At 66.1% G+C, this 23,388-nt stretch carries 20 protein-coding genes; 5 read left to right on the top strand and 15 right to left on the bottom strand.

Annotation, left to right across the window (positions count from 1 at the left end):
- The first annotated feature begins 250 nt into the window (after nucleotides 1-250).
- On the top strand, nucleotides 251-1,903 hold the full coding sequence (locus tag E5673_RS12250) for a Na+/H+ antiporter (RefSeq protein WP_210731736.1): 1,653 nt from the start codon (nucleotides 251-253) through the stop codon (nucleotides 1,901-1,903).
- A gap of 318 nt (nucleotides 1,904-2,221) precedes the next feature.
- On the opposite strand, the gene E5673_RS12245 is transcribed toward E5673_RS12250, so the two are convergent.
- Nucleotides 2,222-2,563 (bottom strand): hypothetical protein, encoded by a 342-nt coding sequence (locus E5673_RS12245; protein WP_136190222.1) that lies wholly within the window; start codon nucleotides 2,561-2,563, stop codon nucleotides 2,222-2,224.
- Between the two features lie 143 nt (nucleotides 2,564-2,706).
- Between E5673_RS12245 and E5673_RS12240 the strand changes: the two genes are divergently transcribed.
- Nucleotides 2,707-4,851, top strand: a complete 2,145-nt coding sequence (locus tag E5673_RS12240) for a TonB-dependent siderophore receptor (protein ID WP_136190221.1) — start codon at nucleotides 2,707-2,709, stop codon at nucleotides 4,849-4,851.
- A gap of 22 nt (nucleotides 4,852-4,873) precedes the next feature.
- Complete coding sequence (locus tag E5673_RS12235) at nucleotides 4,874-5,599, top strand: glutathione S-transferase (RefSeq protein ID WP_348769867.1); 726 nt, start codon at nucleotides 4,874-4,876, stop codon at nucleotides 5,597-5,599.
- A gap of 34 nt (nucleotides 5,600-5,633) precedes the next feature.
- Here E5673_RS12235 and E5673_RS12230 read toward each other — a convergent pair whose 3' ends face one another.
- Nucleotides 5,634-8,048, bottom strand: a complete 2,415-nt coding sequence (locus tag E5673_RS12230) for a TonB-dependent receptor (RefSeq protein ID WP_247599369.1) — start codon at nucleotides 8,046-8,048, stop codon at nucleotides 5,634-5,636.
- 144 nt (nucleotides 8,049-8,192) lie between these two features.
- Nucleotides 8,193-10,328, bottom strand: a complete 2,136-nt coding sequence (locus tag E5673_RS12225; RefSeq protein WP_136190220.1) for a M3 family metallopeptidase — start codon at nucleotides 10,326-10,328, stop codon at nucleotides 8,193-8,195.
- A 144-nt stretch (nucleotides 10,329-10,472) separates the two neighbouring features.
- On the opposite strand from E5673_RS12225, the gene E5673_RS12220 reads away from it, so the two are divergent.
- Nucleotides 10,473-10,742: a DUF1488 family protein gene (locus E5673_RS12220; RefSeq protein ID WP_056058830.1), complete on the top strand. Its 270-nt coding sequence runs from the start codon at nucleotides 10,473-10,475 to the stop codon at nucleotides 10,740-10,742.
- Nucleotides 10,743-10,803: 61 nt separating this feature from the next.
- On the opposite strand, the gene E5673_RS20170 is transcribed toward E5673_RS12220, so the two are convergent.
- From E5673_RS20170 to cbiE, 7 genes are all read right to left on the bottom strand, one after another.
- Entirely contained in the window at nucleotides 10,804-10,926 is a 123-nt protein-coding gene (locus E5673_RS20170) for a hypothetical protein (protein ID WP_281727869.1), read from the bottom strand.
- Between the two features lie 83 nt (nucleotides 10,927-11,009).
- Nucleotides 11,010-11,786 carry a precorrin-6A synthase (deacetylating) gene (gene cobF, locus E5673_RS12215; protein WP_136190219.1) on the bottom strand — a complete coding sequence of 259 codons (777 nt, stop codon included), beginning with the start codon at nucleotides 11,784-11,786 and terminating at the stop codon, nucleotides 11,010-11,012.
- Nucleotides 11,783-12,511 (bottom strand): uroporphyrinogen-III C-methyltransferase, encoded by a 729-nt coding sequence (gene cobA, locus E5673_RS12210; protein ID WP_136190218.1) that lies wholly within the window; start codon nucleotides 12,509-12,511, stop codon nucleotides 11,783-11,785. The genes cobF and cobA overlap by 4 nt, the downstream gene beginning before the upstream one ends.
- The gene (locus E5673_RS12205) at nucleotides 12,508-13,815 is read right to left on the bottom strand and encodes a cobyrinate a,c-diamide synthase (RefSeq protein ID WP_136190217.1); all 1,308 of its coding nucleotides are present in this window, start codon (nucleotides 13,813-13,815) and stop codon (nucleotides 12,508-12,510) included. Before E5673_RS12205 ends, cobA begins: the two co-directional genes overlap by 4 nt.
- A complete protein-coding gene (gene cobM, locus E5673_RS12200) occupies nucleotides 13,812-14,597 on the bottom strand; it encodes a precorrin-4 C(11)-methyltransferase (protein ID WP_136190216.1) in 786 nt (261 codons plus the stop codon). Before cobM ends, E5673_RS12205 begins: the two co-directional genes overlap by 4 nt.
- Nucleotides 14,594-14,971, bottom strand: coding sequence for a cobalamin biosynthesis protein (locus E5673_RS12195; RefSeq protein ID WP_136190215.1), 378 nt, complete (start codon nucleotides 14,969-14,971; stop codon nucleotides 14,594-14,596). Before E5673_RS12195 ends, cobM begins: the two co-directional genes overlap by 4 nt.
- A complete protein-coding gene (gene cbiE, locus E5673_RS12190; RefSeq protein WP_136190214.1) occupies nucleotides 14,953-16,161 on the bottom strand; it encodes a precorrin-6y C5,15-methyltransferase (decarboxylating) subunit CbiE in 1,209 nt (402 codons plus the stop codon). The genes E5673_RS12195 and cbiE overlap by 19 nt, the downstream gene beginning before the upstream one ends.
- On the opposite strand from cbiE, the gene E5673_RS12185 reads away from it, so the two are divergent.
- Nucleotides 16,151-16,900, top strand: coding sequence for a cobalt-precorrin-6A reductase (locus E5673_RS12185; protein WP_136190213.1), 750 nt, complete (start codon nucleotides 16,151-16,153; stop codon nucleotides 16,898-16,900). The two genes, cbiE and E5673_RS12185, sit on opposite strands and share 11 nt — an antisense overlap.
- Here the strand turns inward: E5673_RS12185 and cobJ are convergent.
- The 5 genes from cobJ to cobN are packed head-to-tail and all read right to left on the bottom strand — an operon-like array spanning nucleotide 16,876 to nucleotide 23,385.
- Nucleotides 16,876-17,625 (bottom strand): precorrin-3B C(17)-methyltransferase, encoded by a 750-nt coding sequence (gene cobJ / locus E5673_RS12180; RefSeq protein ID WP_136190212.1) that lies wholly within the window; start codon nucleotides 17,623-17,625, stop codon nucleotides 16,876-16,878. The genes E5673_RS12185 and cobJ overlap by 25 nt on opposite strands.
- Complete coding sequence (gene cobI, locus E5673_RS12175; protein WP_136190211.1) at nucleotides 17,622-18,359, bottom strand: precorrin-2 C(20)-methyltransferase; 738 nt, start codon at nucleotides 18,357-18,359, stop codon at nucleotides 17,622-17,624. The genes cobJ and cobI overlap by 4 nt, the downstream gene beginning before the upstream one ends.
- Entirely contained in the window at nucleotides 18,356-18,985 is a 630-nt protein-coding gene (locus E5673_RS12170; protein WP_136190210.1) for a precorrin-8X methylmutase, read from the bottom strand. The genes cobI and E5673_RS12170 overlap by 4 nt, the downstream gene beginning before the upstream one ends.
- Nucleotides 18,986-20,143, bottom strand: a complete 1,158-nt coding sequence (gene cobG, locus E5673_RS12165; RefSeq protein WP_136190209.1) for a precorrin-3B synthase — start codon at nucleotides 20,141-20,143, stop codon at nucleotides 18,986-18,988. It abuts the gene before it with no gap.
- Nucleotides 20,140-23,385, bottom strand: a complete 3,246-nt coding sequence (gene cobN, locus E5673_RS12160; RefSeq protein ID WP_136190208.1) for a cobaltochelatase subunit CobN — start codon at nucleotides 23,383-23,385, stop codon at nucleotides 20,140-20,142. The genes cobG and cobN overlap by 4 nt, the downstream gene beginning before the upstream one ends.
- Between the last annotated feature and the right edge of the window lie 3 nt (nucleotides 23,386-23,388).

Raw genomic sequence — 23,388 nt, 5'->3', positions numbered from 1 at the left:
CACGTACGCCATGAGCGGAGATGGCGACCGGACTTGGCGCCGGTTCGATCGGCGGATCGAGGTTTCGGGTTTACCACCACGACGTCCGCGGCGGCTTCGTGATGCTCCGGCCGGGGTAAACGCTGCGGGAAGAGGTAGCGCACGCTTCCGAAATTTCCGATTTACTGCTATCTGATCGAGACTACCTGCCGGTCCTGTTGATCGCGCGCCTGCGTGCTTGCTGCGCGTCCAAAACCTTGGGGAGTCCGGTTTGCAGATTGTGACCTTGTGCCTGTTCATGTTGCTCGCCGTCGTGGTGAGCGGCATCGCGTCGCGCATGCTGCCGTCGGCACTACCGCGTCCGCTCGTACAGATCGCGCTCGGCGCACTCATCGGCATGGTTGCGCATGTCCGGGTCGAACTCGATCCCGAACTCTTCTTCCTGCTGCTCGTGCCGCCGCTCCTGTTCCTCGATGGCTGGCGCATTCCCAAGGACGAACTCTTTCGCGATCGCGGGGCGGTTTTGGGGCTCGCACTGGGGCTCGTCTTCCTCACCGTGCTGGGCATGGGCTTGTTCGTGCACTGGCTGATCCCGGCGATGCCGCTCGGCGTCGCGTTCGCACTCGCAGCGGTAGTGTCGCCGACCGATCCTATCGCCGTCTCCGCGGTCGCCCAGAACGCGCCGATCCCGAAGCGGATGATGCATATCCTCGAAGGCGAGGCGTTGCTGAACGACGCGTCCGGCCTGGTCTGCGTTCGCTTTGCGATCGCCGCCGTACTGACCGGCACCTTCTCGTTCGCCGATGCCGCCGCGACGTTCGCGTGGATGGCCATTGCGGGCGTCGCGATCGGTGTCGGGGTCGCGCTCGGCATCGTCGCGACCAAGAGCGCTTTCGCGCGGCGGTTCGGTGACGAAGCCGGATCTAATATCCTCGTCAGCCTGCTGATCCCGTTCGCCGCCTATCTACTGGCCGAACACATCCATGCGTCTGGCGTCCTCGCCGCCGCCGCCGCGGGTATTGCCATGACCTTTACCGACGCGACCACCGCGGTCGCCGCCGGAACGCGCATCCGCAGGCGCGCCGTGTGGGACATGCTGCAGTTCACCCTGAACGGCGTGATCTTCGTTCTGCTCGGCGAGCAACTGCCCGAAGTGTTCGTTCGCGCTCGCGACACCGTTACGTCGACCGGGCATGTCAGCCCGTGGTGGTTGGCCGTCTATGTCATTGCCGTCGTCGCCGGGTTGGCGATCCTTCGCTACGGCTGGGTCTGGGTTTCACTCCAGTTCACGCTTCTCCGAGCACGGCGTCGCAACGATACGACCGCGGGCGAAAGCCCACCACGGCGGATCATTGCGGCGATGTCGTGCGCGGGCGCGCGTGGTGCCATCACCTTGGCAGGCGCGCTCACGCTTCCGTTGAGCCTCGCCGACGGTACGCCCTTCCCGGCGCGCGATCTCGTTATCTTCCTTGCGTCGGGCGTCATCCTGTCGTCGCTAATCATTGCCGCCGTCGCGCTACCGTTGCTGCTGCGGGGCCTCAGCCTGCCGCCCGAAACCGGTATTGGTGCCGCACGCGATCAGGCGCGGCTGGTCGCTGCCAACGCCGCGATCGCCGAACTCGACCGCGTCCAACATCGGATGGCCGAGGGGCGCGACGATCCGGACCGTTTCACCGATGTCGCGGCGCGCCTGATGGACCAGTACCGCGAACGCATCGACAGCCTGTCGTCGCGGCCGGAGGACCGCGCGCGGCAAGGCGACGTCAAAATCGAACGGGACATGCGGCTTGCGGCGGTACGTGCTGAGCGCAACGCGATCTTCGACCTTGCACGACGCCGGGAGATTGGCGTCGAACTAGCGGAGCAACTCGGGCGCGAGCTCGACCTGATCGATGCACGGTTGTCGCGGCAGGGCTTGGCTTAACCGGAGCGAAATAGCGCCCCGTCCGTCCGTGTGACTGAAACCGACGGGGCGCTGAAGGTACGCGTTACTTGGGCGATGCCTCTACTTCGCGATATGCCGTTCGAGGGTGAATTAGAAATGAACGAGGTGCCCCGCCCGTCCGTGCGACACTCTCGTATCCGGGCAGGGCACCGAGGACGCAGCGCCCTTCGGCAGCGCGTCACTGTCACTCAAGCTAGCAGGCGGCGGCGAAGTTAGAAGCGCAGTCCACCACGGGAAAGCCTCGCTTTGCCCGATATTTGTTCCAATAAGCATGGTGCTAAACCGCGCGAGACGGAGTTAGGTTTCGGGCGTGCCGGGCAACTTAACCTGGCGCAATGCTGCGATCATTTTCCGCGCGCCGGGCGGAGCTACGCGCCGGAATAGATCGAAGAGATCGTCGTCATCGAACGACTCGACATCCGTGCCGATCGGGAGTGCGATCGCCTGGCGGCTACGGGCGCCGGGCTGCGCTTCCAGGACGATCGTCCGCCACGCCATGCCGACCGGAGGGTCGCCGCTCACGTCGCCGAACTCGCCCATAACCATGTTACGGATCCGCAGCCGGCGATCGGGATGCTTCTCGAACCAGGATGCGTCCCCCGCCGTCGCAATCTCGACCGCTAGTATCTTGCCGCTCATGTCTGTCGTCCATCACATTACGTTCCGTGGCTGGTGTTGCCATATTGCCGCAGAGGCAAGCGCTATCTGGATCGGTCGGAACGCGGCTATTGATAATAGTTATCAAAAACATTAGCGGGGCGCGATAACGTAAAGGGAATCATATGACACGTCGTCTTGGCATCGCCATCCTGCTGGGCACCGCGGCTTTCGCCGCCGCGCCGGGTTATGCGCAGACTATGCACGAAGACGCCTCGGACGTGATCGTCGTGACCGGACAGCACCCGCGAGACCAGGCTTCCTCCGGGACCAAGACCGATACGCCGCTCGCCGAGACGCCGCAGTCGATCACCGTCATCACCGCCGACGACATCGCCGGACGCAGTTTGCAGAACCTCAACCAGGCGCTCCGGTTCGTGGCGGGCGTGACCCCGGAAACGCGCGGGTCGAGCGGCGAGGTCTATGATCAGTTCAAGCTGCGAGGCTTCGATGCCCCGGTCTATCTGGACGGCCTGAAGCAGTTCGGCAGCCCGTCCGGCTACGCGGTGCCGCAGGTGGACGTCTCGCGGCTCGACCGGATCGAAGTCATCAAGGGCCCCGCTTCGGTATTGTACGGCCAGTCGAGCCCCGGCGGCCTTGTTGCGGAGTCGAGCAAGCTCCCGCTCGACCAGGCGCTCTACGGCGCGATCAGCGGCACCTACGGCAACTACGATCTCTACCGCGTCGATGCCGACATCGGTGGCCGTGCCGGCGAAGGCGTGCTCTGGCGGATCAACGGCAGTGCGAACGGTGCCGACACGCAGCAGAAGTTCGGCAAGCGCGAGCGCCAGACGATCTCGGGTGCGGTGACGGCGGGTGCGGGCAGCTCGACCAGCTTCACGCTGCTCGGCGCCTATTCGCATGATCCATACAACGGCGACTACGGCGTGTTTCCAGCCAGCGGCACGTTGCTCGCCAACCCCAACGGCAAGTTGCCGACCAGCTTCGACGGCGGCGAGGCGGGCAACCGTTTCAGCCGGGAGCAGGCCGCGCTCACCTACATCTTCCGTCATGATTTCGGCAGCGGCTGGGCATTCCGCTCGTCGGGTCGCTATCAGTATGTGAAGTCGGCGCTCGGGCTGATCTATACCGCAGGCGGGCTCGATACGACCGACCCGACGCAGCAGACGTATAGCCGCGCATCCTACGCAACCCGCGAGCAGCTCAACAACTGGACGTTCGACAACCAGCTGACCGGCACCGTCCAGACCGGCCCGATCAAGCACACGCTCCTGTTCGGCGTGGATCGGCAGGTCGCGCACTCGCGCGAGCTTGCCGCATTCGGCGTCGCGCCTCCCCTTAACGGCTTTGCCCCGGTCTACGGTACGGTGCCGGTCCCGACGACCCCGGAACAGATCGGCGGCCAGTTCGCGATCGATGTGCAGCAGCGTCAGCAGGGCGTCTACGCACAGGACCAGATGGCACTGGGCGACCTTCGCGTGGTCTTGAGCGGCCGGCAGGATTGGGCGCGTGCGCATCAGGACGGGCGTGACGCCAAGCACGACGAGAAGTTCACGTATCGCGCAGCCGCACTTTATACGCTGCCGTTCGGTCTTGCGCCGTACGTCAGCTATTCGACGTCGTTCGAGCAGCAGGCGAGTCCGATCACGCAGAGCAACGGCCAGCCCGGGCTGGCAGACCCATCGCTCGGCAAGCAAATCGAAGCCGGTGCGAAGTTCAGCATTCCAGGAACGCAGATCCTGTTGTCCGGTGCATGGTTCCGTATCGACCAAACCAATGTCCTGACATCGACGCCCAATTTCAGCGTATCTCGGCAGACCGGCGGCGTTCGTTCGCAGGGCGTCGAATTCGAGGGAAGTGCTCCCCTGCCCTATGGTTTCAACGCGCGCGTCGCGTTCAGCCGGCAGCGCGTCAAGGTCACCAGCGATGCCGACGATCCGGCCCGTGTCGGTCGCGGGCTCGAAACCGTCGGACGTGGCGGGACGTCAGCCTATCTCGACTGGGCGCCACGCAGCGGTGGCCTCGAAGGGCTGACGATCGGCGGCGCGGTGCGTCACGTCGACCAGGTCTATGCGGGCGTCACGCCAGGCGAGACCGCGGGCCGCAACAGCGCGTCCTACACAGTCTATGACGCGCTGATCCGCTACGACCTTGAGAAGTTCGCCCCATCGCTGCGGGGGCTTAGCCTTGCGGTCAACGGTGCCAACATCTTCGACAAGAAGTATCTGACGTCGTGCTTCGCCAACTATAACTGGTGCTGGTACGGCAACCGCCGGACCGTGCAGGCGACGATCGGCTACCGATTCTGAGTTGAGGGCTTTGCCGCGATCGATGCCGCTCCACGGTATCGATCGCGGCAAGCGCCGACTGTTTTCAGGATCAGGCGACCTGGACGCCCGCTCGGGTTATGCAGGTCCGATGATGCCGATCCTCTACAGCTTCCGACGGTGCCCCTACGCGATGCGCGCGCGTCTCGCGATCGCGGCGAACGATCATCAGGTCGAACTCCGTGAGATCGTCTTGCGGGACAAGCCGGCGGCGATGCTCGACGCGTCGCCCAAGGGAACCGTGCCGGTGCTGGTGCTGCCGGACGGGACGGTGATCGACCAGAGCCTCGACATCATGCGCTGGGCCTGCGCGAACACAGGCGATGCCGAGTGGCCGACTGGTAGCGACGCCGGATTGATCGCGACGAACGACGGCGCCTTCAAACACCATCTCGACCGGTACAAATACGCCGACCGCTACGACGTCGATCCGATCGCGCACCGCGACGCGGCGACGGTCTTGTTCGGCGCGCTGGACGAGAAGCTCCGTGCTACCGGCAGTCTCGGCACCAGCCCGCAGTCGATGACCGATCTCGCGATCATGCCGTTCGTCCGCCAGTTCGCACAGACCGATCGATCCTATTTCGACGGACTGCCGTTCGAGCGACTGCATGCATGGCTGGCGATGCACCTCGCGTCGGCGTTGTTCGCTCGGGTCATGATACGCCCGGCGCCTTGGCAGCCGGGCGATGCTCCGATCATATTCCCGACGAATACGGGCGCGCAGTAGGAGGCCCCGGCAAGACCGAGGCCCCCTGCCCGCGTCAGAAGCCGACGCTGATCGTCCCGAACACCTGGCGGGGTGCGACCGGGAACTGGTTGAACGTCCCGCTCGCCGCGCCGATGCTGAGCGTCGAGGCGGCGCGCTTGTTGGTGATGTTGGTGACGTTGAGGCTGACCGTCGCCGTCTTGACGATCTCCCCTTCCGACAGCGGTACGCGCGCGGCAATGCGGCCGGACAGCGTGAAGTAGGACGGCACCGACAGGTCGTTGGTGTAGGTCGCGAACCGCTTGCCGATATAGTCGCCGACGAGTTGCGCGTCGAAGATGTCGTAATTGGCCGATGCGGTGAACTTGTTGAGCCAGTCGGGGCTGCCCGGCACCTTCTTGCCCGCCGTCGCGACGGTGCTCGTCCCGCTGATGTAGTCCTTCTCGTACCGCGAGTTGTTGTACGACAGCGCATCGTAGAACGAGAAGTGCGAGCCGAACCGGAACGTACCGGCGATGTCGAACCCGTCGGTCTTCACCGCACCGACGTTCTGGAGGATCGCTGCGCCGCTGACGACCGCACTCACCACTGGCGTGGGACTAATCCCGAGCAGGCGGTTGCTGAAGTCGACATGATAGACGCTGATCTGGCCATCGAAGGCGGTCAGCGGGCCAAGGTTCAGCGCATGGTGCGATCGCAGGCCCGCCTCGTAAGTCCAGCTCGTCTCCGGTTCGCCGTTCCGCTTGAACAGGTCGAACGCCGCCTGGCTGCCGAGTGCGAACGGTGACAAGCCCGCCGCCGCGCTCGTCTGGAACTGGCGAATGTTCTTCTGGACGTTGACGAACACCTGCTCGTTTTCGGTCGCATCCCACAGCGCACCAAGCTGCGGCAGGAAGTATTTGTGCGTGTCGATCTTGCCGACCGGCAGCGCGACCGAACCGGTGAACGATCCCGGGATCGGCTGCGTCGGCACGCGCTGCGACGCGTTCTGGAACGTGCTCTTGACGCCGCCCTGGATCGTGAGCGTCGGCAAGACCTTCCAGCTGTCCTGGATATGCGCCTGGTATTCGTCGACGCGGACTTCGCTGTGATATTGCGTGATCAGAGGGGTCAGTTCCTCGCGCGGACGCTGGTACGGCGTGCTCGGATCGTTGACCGGGAACGGATACCAGCGGCGATACGCGGACGAACTCTGATGCTCGTACCAGGCGCCGAACTCGACATGATGCGCGCCGAGATCGAGCGCGACGGTTGAGACGAGGCCCCCGCGGTCGATCCGGTATTCGGTGGTACGTGTCGCGAGCCCCGAACCGCCGAACACCGACGTTAGGTTCTGGCCGGGGTAGTAGAACGAGAACAGCTTGGGCAGACCGGCGACGTCGATCGGGCCGCCGATGACACCGACGCCGTCATTGTGATGATAATAGGCCTGGTTCGAGAAGGTCACGCGGTCGCTGACGTTCCAGTCGTATTTCACGTATCCCAGATAATCGGTACGCGCCGCGACGCCGTAATAATTGCGGTAGTTCGACCCGTCCGCCTTGTACGCGCCGGAGTTGAGATAGGTCAGCATTGCGTTGAAATTGGGATAGACGAACGGGCGGACATACGGCGCGGTGCCTTGCGTGGCCGTCGTGACGACGGTCGCATCCTCGTTCGGTTCGGTCTTGTCCGAAAACGCGCCGTAGAGCGTCAGCTTGCCGTTGCTGTCGTCATGAACGAACTTCGCATTGGCCTGATAGCCGCCCTGGATACCGTTGAAATCCCACGCCTTGGCCTTCTGCCGCGAGCCCGAGATATAGAACGCGTTGCCGTTGCCCAGATCTCCGCTGTCGATCCGCGCGAACAGCCGCGAGGTAGAATGGCTGCCGAGCGTCTGGTCGACCTGGACGCCCATGTCCTTTCGTGGATCGCTCGAGAAGGTATCGATCGTACCGCCCAGATTGCTGGTCGATGCGGTACCGAGATCGCCCGCGCCGCTGGCCAGCGTGACGCGCGAGACGTTCTCCGAGATGATCGCACGTTGTGGCGACAAGCCATTGTAGTTGCCGTAATTCTGGTCGCCCAGTGGCAGTCCGTCGAGCGTGTAGCCGAGCTGCTGCGCGTTGAAGCCGTGGACGAACAGCGAGATGTTCTGCTCGTTGTTGCCCCATGGATCGGCGGTAAGGAAGGTAACGCCGGGGAGCGTCTGGAGCGCCTTCAACGGGCTGACGCCGGGAAGGATCTTCTGCATGTCGACGCCGCTGACCTGCGTCACCGATCGCGTGTTGGCGCCGGTGACGACGATCGTGTCATCCTGCCCGGCGGGCGGCGTTGCTGGATCGACCGGATCGGCCACCGGAGCAGGCGAACCCGGCTCCGCGTCCTTGGCGACCAGCGACTGCGCCGTTGCGGTGACGGGCACGCCGACCACGACAAAACCGATAGCGCCGCACAACAGCCGCGCGGCCGCACGAGAAAACATCGTCATTCTTGAAAACCCCTAGCGAGATCGATCGATCGTCACTCCCGGGGCTGCGCCTATTGGTACTCCGAGACAGTCGAATGACTGCTGCGCTACAGATTTAATATGGTGCGGTGCAGCGGTTGGAAAGGCCGCCGCACCGCCGTTCCCTTACTTAGCGGCCGCCGTCAGGCCGCGGTCTTCCAGCATTGGGCCGATATCCGGGTCCTTGCCGTAGAACGCCTTGAACATTGGACCGTAATCCTCGGTATGGCCCTTCGACAGGATCATGTCGCGGAAGCGCTGGCCGTTCGCGCGCGTGAGGCCGCCATGCGCCATGAACCACGCATAGGCGTCGTTATCGAGCATCTGAGTCCACAGATACGCATAGTATCCCGCCGCATAGCCACCCGCCCAGATGTGCGCGAAATAGCTGGTGCGATAGCGTGGCGGCACGTCCTTCGTGTCCAGCCCCATCGAGTTCAGCGCCTTGGTCTCGAACGCGTCGACATCCTGCGGCCCGGCCGAGGCTGGCAGCGAATGCCAGTCCTGATCCAGCGTCGCCGCCGCGACCAGCTCGCCGAGCTCATAGCCCTGGTTGAACTTCGCCGCGTTCTTGATCTTGGTGACGAGCGCCTGCGGCATCACCGCACCGGTGCGATAATCCTTGGCATAGTTCGCGAAGACCTTGGGATCGAGCGCCCAATGCTCGTTGAACTGCGACGGGAACTCGACCCAGTCGCGCGCGGTGTTGGTGCCCGACACCAGCGGATAGGTCTGGTTCGCGAACAGACCGTGAAGCGCATGGCCGAACTCGTGGAACATCGTCGTGACGTCATCGAACGTGATCAGTGCGGGCTGGCCCGGCGCGGGCTTGGTGAAGTTGCCGACGTTATAGACGACCGGCTTCGTCTTGAGCAGCTTCGACTGGCCGACGAAGTTCGACATCCAGGCGCCGCCTGCCTTGTTGTCGCGCTTCCAGTAATCGAAATACATCAGGCCGAGTTCGGAGCCGTCCTTGTCGTAGACGGTGAAGACGCGGATGTCCGGCTGGTAGGTCGGGATGTCGCGGCGTTCCTTGAACGTGACGCCGTAGAGCTGGTTCGCGGCGAAGAACACGCCGTCGGTCAGTACGCGGCTGATCTCGAAATACGGCTTCAGCTCGTTCTGGTCGAGGTCGTACTTGGCCTTGCGCACCTTGTCCGAATAGAAATCCCAGTCGGACGGTGCGAGCGGGAACGCGGCGCCGGTCGCGTTTATGGTCTTCTGCAACTCGGCCGCTTCGCGACGCTGCTCGGCTGCGGTCGCGGGGACGAGCTGCGTCATGAAGCCCTTCGCAGCCGCCGGGGTCTTCGCCATCTGGTCGTACAACGAATAGGCGGCGTAGTTCGGATAGCCGAGCAGTTGCGCCTTCTGCGCGCGCAACTGCGCGATCGTCCGGATCAGCGCGCGCGTATCGTTCGCATCGCCGCGCTGCGACCGGTTCCAGCTCTTCTCGAACAGCGCCGCGCGGGTTGCGCGATCGGAGAGCGAGGCGAGCGCCGGTTGCTGCGTCGTGTTCTGGAGCGACAACACGTATTTGCCGGGCATGCCGCGCTCCTTCGCGCCTTCCGCAGCGGCGGCGATCTCGGCATCGCTCAGCCCGGCGAGCTTGGCCTTGTCGTCGACCACCAGCGCGCCTGCCTTGGTGCCCGCGAGCAGCTTCTGCTGGAAGTCGGTCGTCGCGGACGAGATCTGCGTGTTGAGCAACCGCAGCTTGGCCTTGTCTGCGTCGTTCAGCTGCGCGCCGGCGTGGAGGAAGTCACTGTGGTAGATCTCGAGGACCTGCTTCTGCTCGGCATCGAGACCGAGCGAGTCCTTCTTCGCGTAGAGCGCCTGAACGCGCGCGAAGAGCTTCGGATCGAGATAGATCGCGTCGCTGTGCTGCGCGAGCTTGGGTGCCTCGGCGGACCGTACCGCGTCGAGCGCATCGTTGGTATTCGCCTGCGACACGCCGAAAAACGCCTGGCTCGCGCGGTCGAGCGTGCGGCCTGAGCGCTCCATCGCCTCGATCGTGTTGGCGAAGGTGGGGGCCGCGGGGTTGTTCGCGATCGCCTTCATCTCGGCGATCTGTTCCGCCATGCCTTGTTCGAGCGCGGGCTGGTAATCGGCGTCGGTGATCTGGTCGAAGCGCGGCGCCTGGAACGGCAGCGTGCTGGGGACGGTCAGCGGATTGACGCGTGACGATTTGGCGGGGGTTTGCGCAGAGGCGGCGCTGGCGATGCAGCACAGGATGGCGGCGGAACGAAGCAGGCTGGAACGCGACATTGACGACTCACAATGGCAGGAGTGATGCCCCTATCCTTGCCCTGCTCCGGCCCTTGTTACAATCGGTTAGCAAACCACCCGGTTGAGCGCTTGCACTGCCGCCCGCTCGCAGGCAGTAGGCGGTCAAACCCCAGGAGTTCCGACATGGCAAATACCCTCGAAATCGATCAGGCGAGCGTCGTCGACAACGACATCCAGAAGCAGATCGAATTTTCCGGCGAGTTCGACGGCGACGAATACGAGTTCGCGGTCAAGTACGCGGTTCTGAAGGAGCTGAGCGGCGACGAGCCCGAGGACGACGGCATCGAGCTGTTCAATCGCTTCAACGACGATATCGTCGATGCGTGCCTCGCGGCCATCGAGCGCAAGCCGAATGCATCGACGATCATCGTCGACGAAGACGACCTCGAATAGTCAGCACTTTAGCGGCGATCGGCGCCGTCTCGAACGCGCCGATCGCCTCTTTCGAGCGTACTCAGTCGCCGGTTACGAACCGCCGGATACGGGTCGAGTAGCGACTGCCGACCAGCAGAGTCACGCCGAACCGCATAGACGCTCCCCACATCGCCGCGAAGGCGAATATGACGATCTTCATCATGGCCGGCCTCCAAACCTGTTTCGCCGCGCGGCGCTGACGCCGCACACCCCGGATCCTCCCTGAACGCGCTAGCAATCGGAGGTTCAGGGTAACCCCAGCTGATTGACCAAGGCGGCTCGACGCAAAAGATAGATGTCCATGATCCAGCCATGGCGCCTGCGAAGGATGGCTCGAGCCTGGACTATCTCATCGGCCACGTCGTCCAGCGGACCGGCGATCAACGCCTGCTGCGCCATGCCGAGATAGGCACCCCACCAGATTTCGATACCGCGCGAATCCATCGTCTGGAACGCACAGTCGCCGTCGAGCATGACCGCGATCGTATCGACTCCCGCTGGCCACCCCCCTGCCCTCAACCTGCGTCCCGTCGTGATGAGCACCGGCGCGCCGATTGTGTTCAACGGGATGGCATGCGCGGCTGTCAACGCTTGGAGACTAGTGATACCGGGTTCGACCGTCACGGTGATCGCCAGACCTGCCGCGCATAGCCGGTCTGCAATGCGGAGCGTGCTGTCGTAGAGCGAGGGATCGCCCCATACGAGCAACGCCAAGCGGCCGCCCTTCGGCAAATGCTGTGTAATCTCGTCCCGCCAGCCGAGCGCGATCGCGTCGTGCCATTGGTCGACCGCGCTTAGATAGGGCGCATAAGTGTTGCGTTCGGGCAGGTCGAACTCGACGACGCGCGTGGCACCGGTCAGGACGTCTGCGCAGATGGTGCGGCGCAGGTCGATCAGGTCCGACTTCGTATCGCCCTTGCGCGGCAGGAGGATGAGGTCGGCGGCGTTCATCGCCGCGATCGCAGCGCGCGTGAGGTGATCGGGGTTGCCGGTGCCGATCCCGATGAGGTGGAGGTCGATCATTTACCGGCCTCGGCATCCATCAGCGGGCCGTAGAGGATCAGCGCGGGCTTGCTGGAGAAGCCTGCCCCCAGCTGCGCGGCCACGTCTGCGATCGTCGAGCGCGTCAGGGACTGGTCGGGATGGCCGACATTCTCCGCGATCAGCGCCGGCGTATCCGGCGAAAGCCCGTGCCCGATCAACGATGAGGCAAGCGCTGGAAATGTGCGCTTGGGCATGAACACGACCGTGGTCGCATCGGGATCGGCAAGCGCCGCCATGTTGCGTTGTTCGGGGAGGTCGCCCGTAACATCATGGCCGGTGACGAACTGGACTCGGCGCGCGCTGAGCCGGCGGGTCAGCGGGATCTGCGCTGCGGCCGCTGCAGCACTGGCCGCGCTAATGCCGGGGATGATCTCGAAGGCTATGCCTGCTGCCCTGAGCGCAATGATCTCCTCCTCAAGGCGGCCGAACATGCCCGCATCGCCGGATTTCAGGCGGACGACGCGGATGCCGGTTTGAGCGTACTCGACCAGAAGTTGCGAGACGTGCGCCTGACTAGGCGATGGGCGACCGGCGCGTTTACCGACAGCGACGAGATCGGCGCCTGGGCGAGCATGGTCGAGAACGGTCGAGGACAGGTCGTCGAACAGCACCGCGTCGGCGGCCTGCAACCGCGCGACCGCCTTCAGAGTCAAGAGTTCAGGGTCGCCAGGACCGGAGCCGACGAAGGAGACAAAACCGGTCATGGGGTGGCAGCGATCATGTGGAAGAAACTGCCCGAGACGCGGCCGCGGTACGAGCCGGTTTCGGGAACGGCGGTGCCCTCGGCATCGGTGACGTTCGCGAGCGGAGCGTCGGGCTGGTCGAGGATCGTGGAGTAGTGGAATTCATGGCCGGTCAGCGCGGCGCCCGCTTCGACGCCGCCCATCGGTGCGAGAAGAGTCGCGCGCCGATAGCCGAGGTGCATTTTCCGCTGGGCGTAGCTGGTGACGAGGCCGAGCAGGCCTGCCATCTCGTGCCGAACGCCGTCCGCATCGATTAGCGCCTTGCCCAGCGCCATGTAGCCGCCGCACTCGCCGTGGATCGGGCGGGTTTTGGCGAACTCCGTCAGGCCTGCCTGGAACCGGTGGGCTTCAGCGAGCTTGCCCGCGTGGAGCTCGGGATAGCCGCCAGGAAGCCATACGAGATCGGCATCCGCAGCGGGAGGTTCGTCGGCGAGCGGGGAGAAGGGTAGAATTTCCGCCCCCGCGCGCCGCCAGCCTTCGAGGACGTGCGCGTAGGTGAACGAGAAGGCTGCGTCCTGCGCGAGGGCGATCCGCTGAGCAGGGGGGCTTATCCAGCTAACCGCGCTTGGAGGCCTGGTGCTGGCGGTCGCGGCGTCGCGAAGCGCGGGGATGTCGACATGCGCGCGGAGGAAGTCCGCATATTCGGCGATCCGCGCATCGAGATCGGGATGTTCGACCGCCTGCACCAATCCAAGATGGCGTTCGGGTAGCTTCAGGTCGCCGCGCCGTGGAAGTGCGCCGAACACGCGTATGCCGACAGCGTCCATCCCGCTGCGCGCGAGGCGTTCGTGGCGGGGGCTGGCCACGCGGTTGAGGATTACGCCGGCGATGTGCACGCTGGGGTCGTAACGGCTGAAGCCGAGCGCAGTAGCGGCGACTGACTGCGCCTGGCCAGAAACGTCGATAACCAGCACTACCGGCCAGCCCATCCTGCGGGCGATATCGGCGCTGGCACCGTTGCCGGTCGCGCCCGGTTTCGCGACCCCGTCAAACAGGCCCATCGAGCCCTCCGCGAGCGCGAAGTCCGCGTCGCCGGCTTTGGCGGCGAGGGTGTCGACCATGGTAGCGGGCATCGACCAGCTGTCTAGGTTGAACGACGCGCGACCGCTGGCAGCGCGGTGGAAGGCGGGATCGATATAGTCTGGCCCGCTCTTGAACGGCTGGACAGCGAGGCCGTCGTCGCGGAGGGCGCGAAGAAGGCCGAGCACTACCGTTGTTTTGCCGGTACCCGATGCGGGTGCGGCGACCATCAAGCCGGGCGTCATTCCTCATCTCCCGCGAACTGCGAGTCCATCGATTGTGGCCGGAAGCGGCGGTCATAGCCTGTCGCGTAGAGGCTGCTCTCCGCAAAATCCTGCGCGGCAAGCGCTCGGCCGACCAAGATCAGTGCGGTGCGATCGGGTTTGCCCGCTACGGTGTCGGCGATCGTCGCGAGCGTGGCGCGTCCGATTTGCTGGTCGGGCCAGCTCGCCCGCCAGACGATAGCGACCGGGCAATCGGCACCGTAGAACGGCGTGAGGTCCGCGATTACCTTTCCAAGATTGTGGACCGAAAGATGGATCGCGAGTGTCGCACCGGTCGCGGCGAATGCGGTCAGATTTTCCGCAGGCGGCATGGTGCTGGCACGACCGGGCGTGCGGGTTAGCACCACCGACTGCGCGAGTTCGGGGAGCGTCAGTTCGACCTCCAACGCGGCGGCGGCGGCGGCGAAGGCTGGTACGCCGGGGGTGATCGTGAACGTGATGTTGAGCGCACGGAGGCGGCGGAGTTGCTCGCCCATCGCCGACCAGATCGACAGGTCGCCGGAGTGGAGCCGGGCGACGTCCTGGCCGGCGTCGTGCGCGGTCTGGATCTCGGCGATGATCTCGTCGAGCGACAAGGGCGCGGTGTTGACGATCCGTGCGCCGGGCGGACAATGATCGAGCATCGCCGCGGGAATCAGCGAGCCCGCATAGAGACATACGGGCGATCCGGCGATCCGGTCGCGCCCGCGGAGCGTAAGCAGGTCGGGCGCGCCTGGGCCTGCGCCGATGAAGTGGACAGTCATGCGAGTCCTTCTGCGATGGCGCACGTCGCCATGCGGTCGTGGGAAATGTGGCGCGGTGTCAGCAACCGCGCGCCGGGTCCTGCCGCAGCGAGTGCGCAAGCTTCGGCGACGCTGCCAGTCTGGCGTATCTTCAGGCCAAAAGCCGACTTCGTGGCCGTTTGTGCAGCGCATAGCGCATCTGGGTCGATAGCGACCAGGAGCAGATCCATCGCCTCGGCAAGCCGTTCGACCAGCGGAGCCTTGTCGCGAGGAGTGGCAAGCCGCGTAACTTGCGGTTGGCCGTATAGCGCGCTGGCAAGCGCATCTTGCAGCGATGCCAGCGTGGCATCCGCGCGGAACCCGAAGCCAGCGACGATCACAGCGTGACGCTCCATTGAACGACCGGATAGCTCGCGCGCCAGCCGCGTCGTGTGCCGAGCGGGGTGGCTTCCGACAGTTCTACGCGCAGCAGGGTGCCGGCCTTCAGTCCGTGCCAGCGCGACAACAACGCCTCGGATTCGAGCGTCACTGCGTTGGCGACCAGGCGTGCGCCCTCTGGCAGCCTCGCCCATAATGTTTCGAGCAAGGCTTCGGAGAGCCCACCGCCGACGAAGACCGCATCTGGAGCGGCGTAACCTTCGAGTGCTTCCGGTACACGGCCGCGGATCACACGAAGTCGATCGACGCCAAGGGCTGCGGCGTTGCTCTTGGCTCGGCTGGCGCGGATGGGGTCGGCTTCGAATGCGGTGGCATGCGTCGACGGATGAGCAAGCAACCACTCGATGCCGATCGAGCCAGAGCCCGCGCCGATGTCCCACAGCGTCTCGCCGGGCCTTGGGGCGAGCGCGGACAATGTCAGCGCGCGAACCGGGCGTTTGGTAAGCTGGCCGTCATGATCGAACCATGTGTCCGGCAGGCCGGATGTGCGAGGCACAACCATGCCCTGCCCCGCGAAGACGATCCCGACCGCAACGGGATGCACGATGTCTTCATAATCGAGGTCGGCTGCTGCGACGTCGCGAACACGCTCGCGGGGGCCGCCGAGCGCTTCAAGGATGTGCAGGCGCGATTGCCCGAAGCCGAGGTCGGAGAGATACCGTGCCAATCCGGCAACCGCTGCGCCGGCGCGGACCAGCACGATCGCGCGACGACCGGGTACGATGTGCTGGCGGAGGCGGGCAAAAGGTGCGGCGTGGAGACCCAGGCAACTGCTCTCCTCGATAGGCCAGCCAAGGCGCGAGGCGGCGAGACCAAATGTCGAGGGCGCAGGGTGCGTTACCCATTCGCCGGAATCGAGGTGGCGGGTGATCGACGTACCCGCGCCGAACCAGAACGGATCGCCGGACACGAGCATCGCGACGCGCTTTCCGCGGTGCGCGAGCATGTGCGGTATCCCGTCGCCGAACGGGACTGGCCAGGGTTCGACCGCGCTCTTAAGGTCCGGGAGCAACGCTAGGTGGCGGGTGGCGCCGGTCACGAGCTCGGCTTGCGCCAATGCGGCCTTCGCCGACGCGGACAGGCCGTCCACGCCGTCTTCGCCTATACCGATGATCGTCAGCCAGGGAGTGTCAGCCATGTCGAACATTCTGGTGCTGGGCGGCACGACCGAAGCCAGCGCGCTTGCCGCGGCGCTGGCTGCGCGGGGCAACGACGCGGTGCTGAGCTATGCCGGACGCGTCGCCAAACCGAAAACTCAACCGATCCCAGTGCGCATCGGCGGTTTTGGCGGCGTCGAGGGGCTTGTCCGCTATCTGAGCGAACATCGCGTGACGCATCTGGTCGACGCGACGCACCCGTTCGCGGCTCGGATGAGCGCGAACACGGTCGTCGCGGCGGAGCGTGCCGGTGTCGCACATATTGCGCTGACGCGGCCGGTGTGGTTGCCGGTCGCTGGCGATCGGTGGACGCGCGTGGCCGATATCGACGCTGCGGTTGCGGCGCTGGAAGGGCCGCAGCGGCGCGTGATGCTGGCGCTGGGGCGGATGCATGTCGATGCGTTCGCGGAGCAACCGCAGCACGACTATCTGCTGCGGTTCGTCGATGTGCCCGACCAGCCGCCGGGGTTGCCGCGTCATCATCTCGTGGTCGACCGTGGGCCGTTCGATGTCGAGGGCGATCGGCGGTTGATGGAGGCGCACGGCATCGAAGTCGTGGTCTGCAAGAACGCTGGTGGCACGGGGGCGTCGGCCAAACTGCATGCGGCGCGCGTGCTCGGGCTCCCGATAATCATGATCGATCGGCCTGCCCTGCCCGCTCGACGCGAGGTGCACGCGGTGGCGGATGTGATGCGCTGGCTCGATCATGGCGCCGACCGGGGGGTGTAGAGGATCGGTCCCGCCGGGCGATCGATAACGCGCGTCAGGCTGGAGCCGATGATGATCATCGTCCGCATGTCCGCCATGTCCGCGCGGGCTTCGGTCAGGGGCACGATGCGGAGCGTTTCCTCGGCCGTGGAGACGGCGCGGGCGAACAGGACGGGGCGGTCGTCGGCGCAGGTATCGCGAAGGAGGTCGAAGATGCGGACAAGGCCGTCGGGGCGCGCCTTCGATCGCGGATTGTAGAAGGCGATTGCGAAGTCGGCTTCGGCGGCGAGGCGCACGCGGCGTTCGATGACTTCCCACGGTTTCAGGTTATCCGACAGATTGATTGCGCAGAAATCGTGCCCGAGCGGTGCGCCCGCACGCGCGCTCGCGGCAAGCATCGCGGTGATGCCGGGGAGGACGCGGATATCGATGTCGCGCCAGCTTGGCGGACCGGCTTCGAGGGCTTCGAACACTGCCGCCGCCATTGCGAACACGCCGGGATCGCCGGAGGATACCACGACCACGCGGTGGCCTTGGGCTGCGAGTTGGAGTGCATGCGTGGCGCGATCGAGTTCGACGCGGTTGTCGGTAGGATGGAGCGTGAGGCCCTCACGCGGGGCGACGCGCGCGACATAGGGGATGTAGCCGATGACATCGGTCGCTTCGGCGAGCGCCGCGGTGACTTCGGGGGTCACGAGCGCTTCATCGCCCGGGCCGAGGCCGGCGATGGCAAGCCAGCCGGTCATGGCCGCCGCCCCTGCCCGTGGATCAGCAGGATCGAGAAATACGGCGTGATCGCCTCCGCATCGCACAGCCTGGTCACGCGCTGGTCGGCCATGGCGGCGTATTCGACCAGCCATGCTTCGGCCTCGCGCCCCGCAGCGGCGACGGCGCGGCGGAGCTTGGCGAGGTGGCGGCCGATCTTCATCACCACCAGCGCGTCGGTGTCGCGGATGCGGCGGACGAGGTCGTCTTCGGGGAGCGTGCCCATCAGGACCGTCAGGACGTCGTCGCCCCAGGTGATCGGCGCACCGCTGGCCGTCCATGCGCCGGACATGCCCGTGATGCCGGGCACGACCTTCACCGGCGCGATCGTCTGAAGGCGGGTGTAGAGATGCATGAACGAACCGTAGAAGAACGGGTCGCCTTCGCAGAGGACCACGACGTCCTCGCCTGCGGCTGCAAGGGTTGCGAGGCGGTCGATGCAGGTGGCGTAGAACGCGGACAGGCAGTCGTTGTAGCGCGGGTCCGAGACCGGGATCTCGGTGGTGACGGGGTATTCCATCGGGAATTCGATCACGTCGTCGCGGAGCATGCCGTCGACGATCTTTCGCGCCTGGCCGGGACGTCCGGCCTTGCGGAAATACGCGATGTGGCGCGCGCCGCGGACGAGGCGGTCCGAACGAACGCTCATCAGGTCCTGCGCGCCGGGGCCCAAGCCGACGCCGTGGATCGTGCCCCCAGTTCGTACGAGTGTCATTCGGTGCCGCTCGCTAGCGCGTTGATCGCGGCGACGGTGATCGCGCTGCCGCCCATCCGGCCCTCGACGACGACGCAAGGCACAGGCTGATCGGCCCACAGCGCCGCCTTGGATTCGACCGCGCCGACGAAGCCGACCGGGCAGCCGATGATCGCCGCGGGACGCGGGCAGTCGGGGTCTTCGAGCATGTTGAGCAGGTGGAACAACGCGGTCGGCGCATTGCCGATCGCGACGACGGCACCGGCGAGATGCGGGCGCCAGAGTTCGAGTGCGGCGGCGGATCTGGTATTGCCCATCGTCCGCGAGAGTTCGGGCGTTTCGGGGGCGTGGAGCGTGCAGACGATGCGGTTGTCGGCGGGCAGTCTGGTCTTGGTAATGCCTTCGGTGACCATGCGGGCGTCGCACAGGATCGGGGCGCCGGCCTGTAGCGCGCGACGCGCCTCGATGGCGAACGTCGGCGTGAAGCGGATGTGCTGGGCTAGGCCGACGAGCCCGGCGGCGTGGATCATGCGGACCGCGACGGGCTCCTCCTCGGGCGAGAAGCGGGCGAGGTCGGCTTCGGCGCGGATCATCGCGAAGGACTGGCGGTAGATCGCCGCGCCGTCGGTTTCATAGGCGTACGGCATTCAGGCGGCTCCGAAATGGGCGAGGATCTGTGCGACGTCGAGGCCTGCGCGGGAGGGTGGTGCGCCGGCACGCGCATCGAAAGCGAGGTCGTAGCGGCCTTCGCGGCCGGTGAGGGTGACGTCGGCGGGGGCGGCGCGGGCGCATCCCTTGGCGCAGCCGGAGACGTGAAGGCGGCCGGTGATGTGCGGCGCCAGGCGTAGGGCTAGCGCGCGCGTTTCGACGGTACCCTGCGGACAGGCTGGCGCGCCGACGCAGGCGTCGACATGAAGCGTTGGCGAGGCGGAGTCGGTGATGAAGTCGATTGGGTCGGGCTCAACGCGAAGCGCCGCGTCGGCTTCGCAGATTGCGATATGCCAAGGGGTAATGCGGATCGCTTGAATTGCTTGCTCGGTGTCGACGTAGCGTGCCAGCGCGCGCGCTGTGATCCGACCGAATGGGAGGCCTAGCGCGAGTCCGAGGGAATGCTTTCCGATGCGAAGTGGTGGCGCGCTTGCGGCTGGAGGGGTTGTTGGGGCTGCCCAATCCGGAAGTGTGGCGCTGTGGCGTACCATGCGGCCGCTGGCGGTGCCGCCGCTGTCGACGAACCAGTGCGCGAGTGCGATCAACCGGTCGGCTTCGGTGCCGGGCGATACCGGCGTGCCAAAGGTCCCGCCGTCCGCGCGCAGGATAAGCGCTCCAGACTCAGCGCGCTCGATACGGAAGTCGGCGGGGGCGTCTTGCAACACCGGCGCTACGCCAGCGTCGATCGCGAAGCCTATTTTGCCGGGGAGTTCGGGTAAGTCCGCCAGACGCGCGCGCAAGTGTTCGGCGATGCGGTGGGTGTCGTCGCCTGTCTGCCATTCCGGCGCGACGAGGATGTTCGCGCGCGCTTCCGGGATCGGATCGGGATCGATGAGGCCGAGATCGAGCAGCGTGTCGATCAATGGACGCCAGCTATCCTCGCGGACGCCGCGGATCTGGAGGTTCGCGCGGCTGGTCAGGTCGATCAGGCCGTTGCCGTGCGTCGCCGCCGCGTCGCACAGGCCGAGCGTTTGCTCGCGCGTCAGGCGACCGAGCGTTGGGCGGATGCGGATCAACAGGCCGTCGCCGGCCATCATCGGGCGCCATGCGTCGGGGCACCAGCCTTTGACGACGCCATTTTTGACAGGCGCGCTCATGCCGGCAGGTCCAGCGCTGCGAGGATCGAGTTGCGGCGGGTCGGCCAGAGGTCGGCTGCGTGCAGGGCTGCAAAACGCGCCTGCATCGCCGCGAGCGCGCCGGGGTTGGCTTCGGCGAGGAAGGCGTGGACATCGTCGCGGCCCAGCGTGGCGTCGTAATAGAGGTCGATCAGTTCGGGGCGGACTGCGCTTGCCAGATGCGCGAAGGCGCCGAGGTGATCGAGCGTCGCGGCAATCTCGGCACCGCCGCGGAAGCCGTGGCGCATCATGCCGTCGACCCAGGCCGGATGTGCCGCGCGGGCGTGGACGACGCGGGCGATCTCCTCGTTAAGCGGGCGGGCCTTGGCCTGGTTCGGATCGCGGGCGTCGAGATGGTAGAGCGTGGCGCTGCCTCCGGCGACCGCCTGTGCGGCGGCGAAACCGGCTTCGTGTGCGGCGTAGTCGGCGGCAAGAAGCAGGTCGGTTTCGGGCAGGTCCTGGACGTGGACGAAGGCGTCGGCGGCGGCGACCCGGTCGCGGATGCCGGCGGGATCGAAGCTGTCCTGGCCCCCTTCCCCATCGGCGTCGAGCGCGTGGCTGGAGGCGGACAGCCATGCTTGGCCGGCGGTCAGGCGCGCTTCCGGCGTGTAGGTCTGGGCCGCGTCACCCATGCTGAGGCCGTAGCGGCCGGGTTCGGGGCCGTAGACGCGCGCGGTGGCTGGCTTGCCGACGAACGGGTTCCGGTCCTGCGGCTCGTCGCGTGCGCCTAAGGCTCGAACAGTCTGGCCGAACATCGTGCAGAGCGTCGGGAAGGCGTCGCGGAACAGGCCGGATACGCGCAGGGTGACGTCGATGCGGGGCCGGTCGAAGTTCGCCAGTGGCAGGATTTCGACGCCCGTGACGCGGTCGGACTGCATGTCCCAGACAGGTTCAGCGCCGAGCAGGTGGAGCGCCATCGCGAACTCCTCGCCGGCAGTGCGCATCGTCGCGGAGGCCCATAGGTCGACGACGAGGTTGCGTGGGTAGTCGCCGTGGTCTTGCAGATGGCGACGGACGAGCTCGTCGGCGAGCTTCACGCCTTGGGTATGCGCGGCGCGCGACGGGACTGCGCGGGGATCGGTTGTATAGAGGTTGCGGCCGGTGGGGAGGACGTCGGCGCGGCCTCGCCACGGGGAGCCGGACGGGCCGGACGCGACTCGTTTGCCTTGGAGGGCCGACAGGAGACCGAGGCGCTCCGCTGCGCCGTGTTCGCCGCGGCCGTAGATGTGGAGCCCGTCGCCATACTGGCTCTCCTTCACGTCGCAGACGAACGTGTCGATGCGGGTGATCGCGTCGGCTTGGGACTGTGCGTCGTCGAGGCCCAGCGTCGCGGCGAGGCCGGTGGCGGTGGCTTCGTCGCGGATGTCGCGTTGCAGGCGGTCGCGGCGGGCTGGGTCGAGGCCGTCGGCGTTGGAGAATTCGTCGAGCAGCGCTTCGAGGCGGCCTAAGCCTTCGCCGGTGCGCGTGCGTTCGAGCGGTGGCGGGACGTGGCCGAGCGTGACTGCGCCGATGCGGCGCTTGGCTTGGGCCGCCTCGCCGGGATCGTTGACGATGAACGGGTAGATGACGGGCATCGCGCCGGTCAGAGCCTCGGGCCAGCAGGCATCGGACAGTGCGACCGACTTGCCGGGGAGCCATTCGAGCGTGCCATGCGCGCCGACATGGACCAGCGCGTCGGTGCCGCGCGTGCGGAGCCAGAGGTAGAAGGCGACATAGGCGTGGCAGGGGCAGCGGAAGAGGTCGTGATACTCTTCCGCGCGTTGCTCGGTTCGGCCGCGTTCGGGTTGAAGAGCGACCAGTGCCCCGCCCTGGTCGATCGCGGTAAAGACGAAGTCTTCCGTTGGGTCGCCCCAGCTTTCCTGGAGATCGCTGCGGAGCGCTTCGGGAAGATGTGCGAGGGCTTTGCGGTACTCGGCGAGCGGCCAGTGAATGCGTGAGGTAGCGAGATCAGTTGCGTCGGGCGTGATTGCGTAGCCCGCTTCGGCGAGGTCGTCGAGGATCGCTTGCGTGGAGGCGAGTGCGTCGAGGCCGACGGCGTGCGCCATCTGGTACGCCTTGCCGGGGTAGGTCGAAAGGACGATCGAGAGGCGGTGGTCGGCGATGGGTTTGCTGGCGAGGTTCGTCCACGCTTCGATGCGCGCGGCGATCGCGGTGATGCGGGCTGGGTCGGCGCGGTGTTCGCGGCGGGTGTATTCCAGGTCGCCGTCTCGCGCGGCGGCTTCCTTGAAGCTGGCGACGCCGACGAAGAGGCGACCGTCCACTTCGGGGAGGACGACGTGCATGGCGAGGTCGGCGGGCGACAGGCCTCGGGTGGCACCGGCCCAGGCGGCACGGTCGGAGGTGGCGAGCGCGATCTGGAAGACGGGGACGTCCGCGCCGTCGAGAGGCGTGGCGTCGGTGGCGCCGCGTGCGGAAAAGGCGGTGGCGTTGACGATCGCGGCGGGTTCCAGTGTCTTGACCCAGCGTTTCGTCCAGGCGGCGGCGTCCGGAGCTTTCAAAGAGGGCGCGAACAGGCCGATGACGTCGAACCCTCTCGCGGTCAGTTCGGCATGAAGCGCTTCGATCGGGTGGAGGTCGGCGGCGGTCAGGTAGGAGCGGTAGAAGACGATCAGGATGCGGGGGCGGTTCGCGTTGAGCGCGAATGCGGCCGGGCACGTCACGCCGTCATGCGGCTGCCAGCCGCCGACGTCGGCGATCGCTCGGACGCCGGTGACCGGGCCGGCGTAAATGCCAGCCGCGAGCGCGAACTGTGCCAGTGCCGCTTGAGCTGCGACCGCGCCGCCGGTGTCGCAAAGATGGGCCAGGCGGCGGAGCGTCGAGAGCGGGATCGTCGAGGCTGCGTCGAGGCGCGTGTCGATGCGACCGTCCGCGGCGAGAACCGCTAGCGCGATGCCCTTCTCGCGCGCGAGGTTCTCGACCTGTTGCAGGCCATAACTCCAGTACGAGCGTCCGCCGATCAGCCGGATCAGGATTCCCTTCGCGCCAGCGAGCGTCTGTTCGATGTAGGTGTCGACCGAGAGCGGGTGCTGGAGCGCGGTCAGGTTCGCTACGCGCAGCGAGGGCAACCGGCTTCCAGCAACATCCGCACGTTTCCAGCCCGCGGCGAACGCGCCGAGGTCACCGTCGGAGAACGAGAGGACGACGAGGTCCGCGGGGGATTGGGCGAGGTCCTGCGGGACCGCGCTTTCCTCCAGTCCGTGGGTATCGCGGAAGACGACGTGCATCGT

The sequence above is a fragment of the Sphingomonas sp. PAMC26645 genome, from assembly GCF_004795835.1.
Taxonomy (GTDB): domain Bacteria; phylum Pseudomonadota; class Alphaproteobacteria; order Sphingomonadales; family Sphingomonadaceae; genus Sphingomonas.
This window is presented reverse-complemented; position numbering and strand designations above follow the sequence as displayed.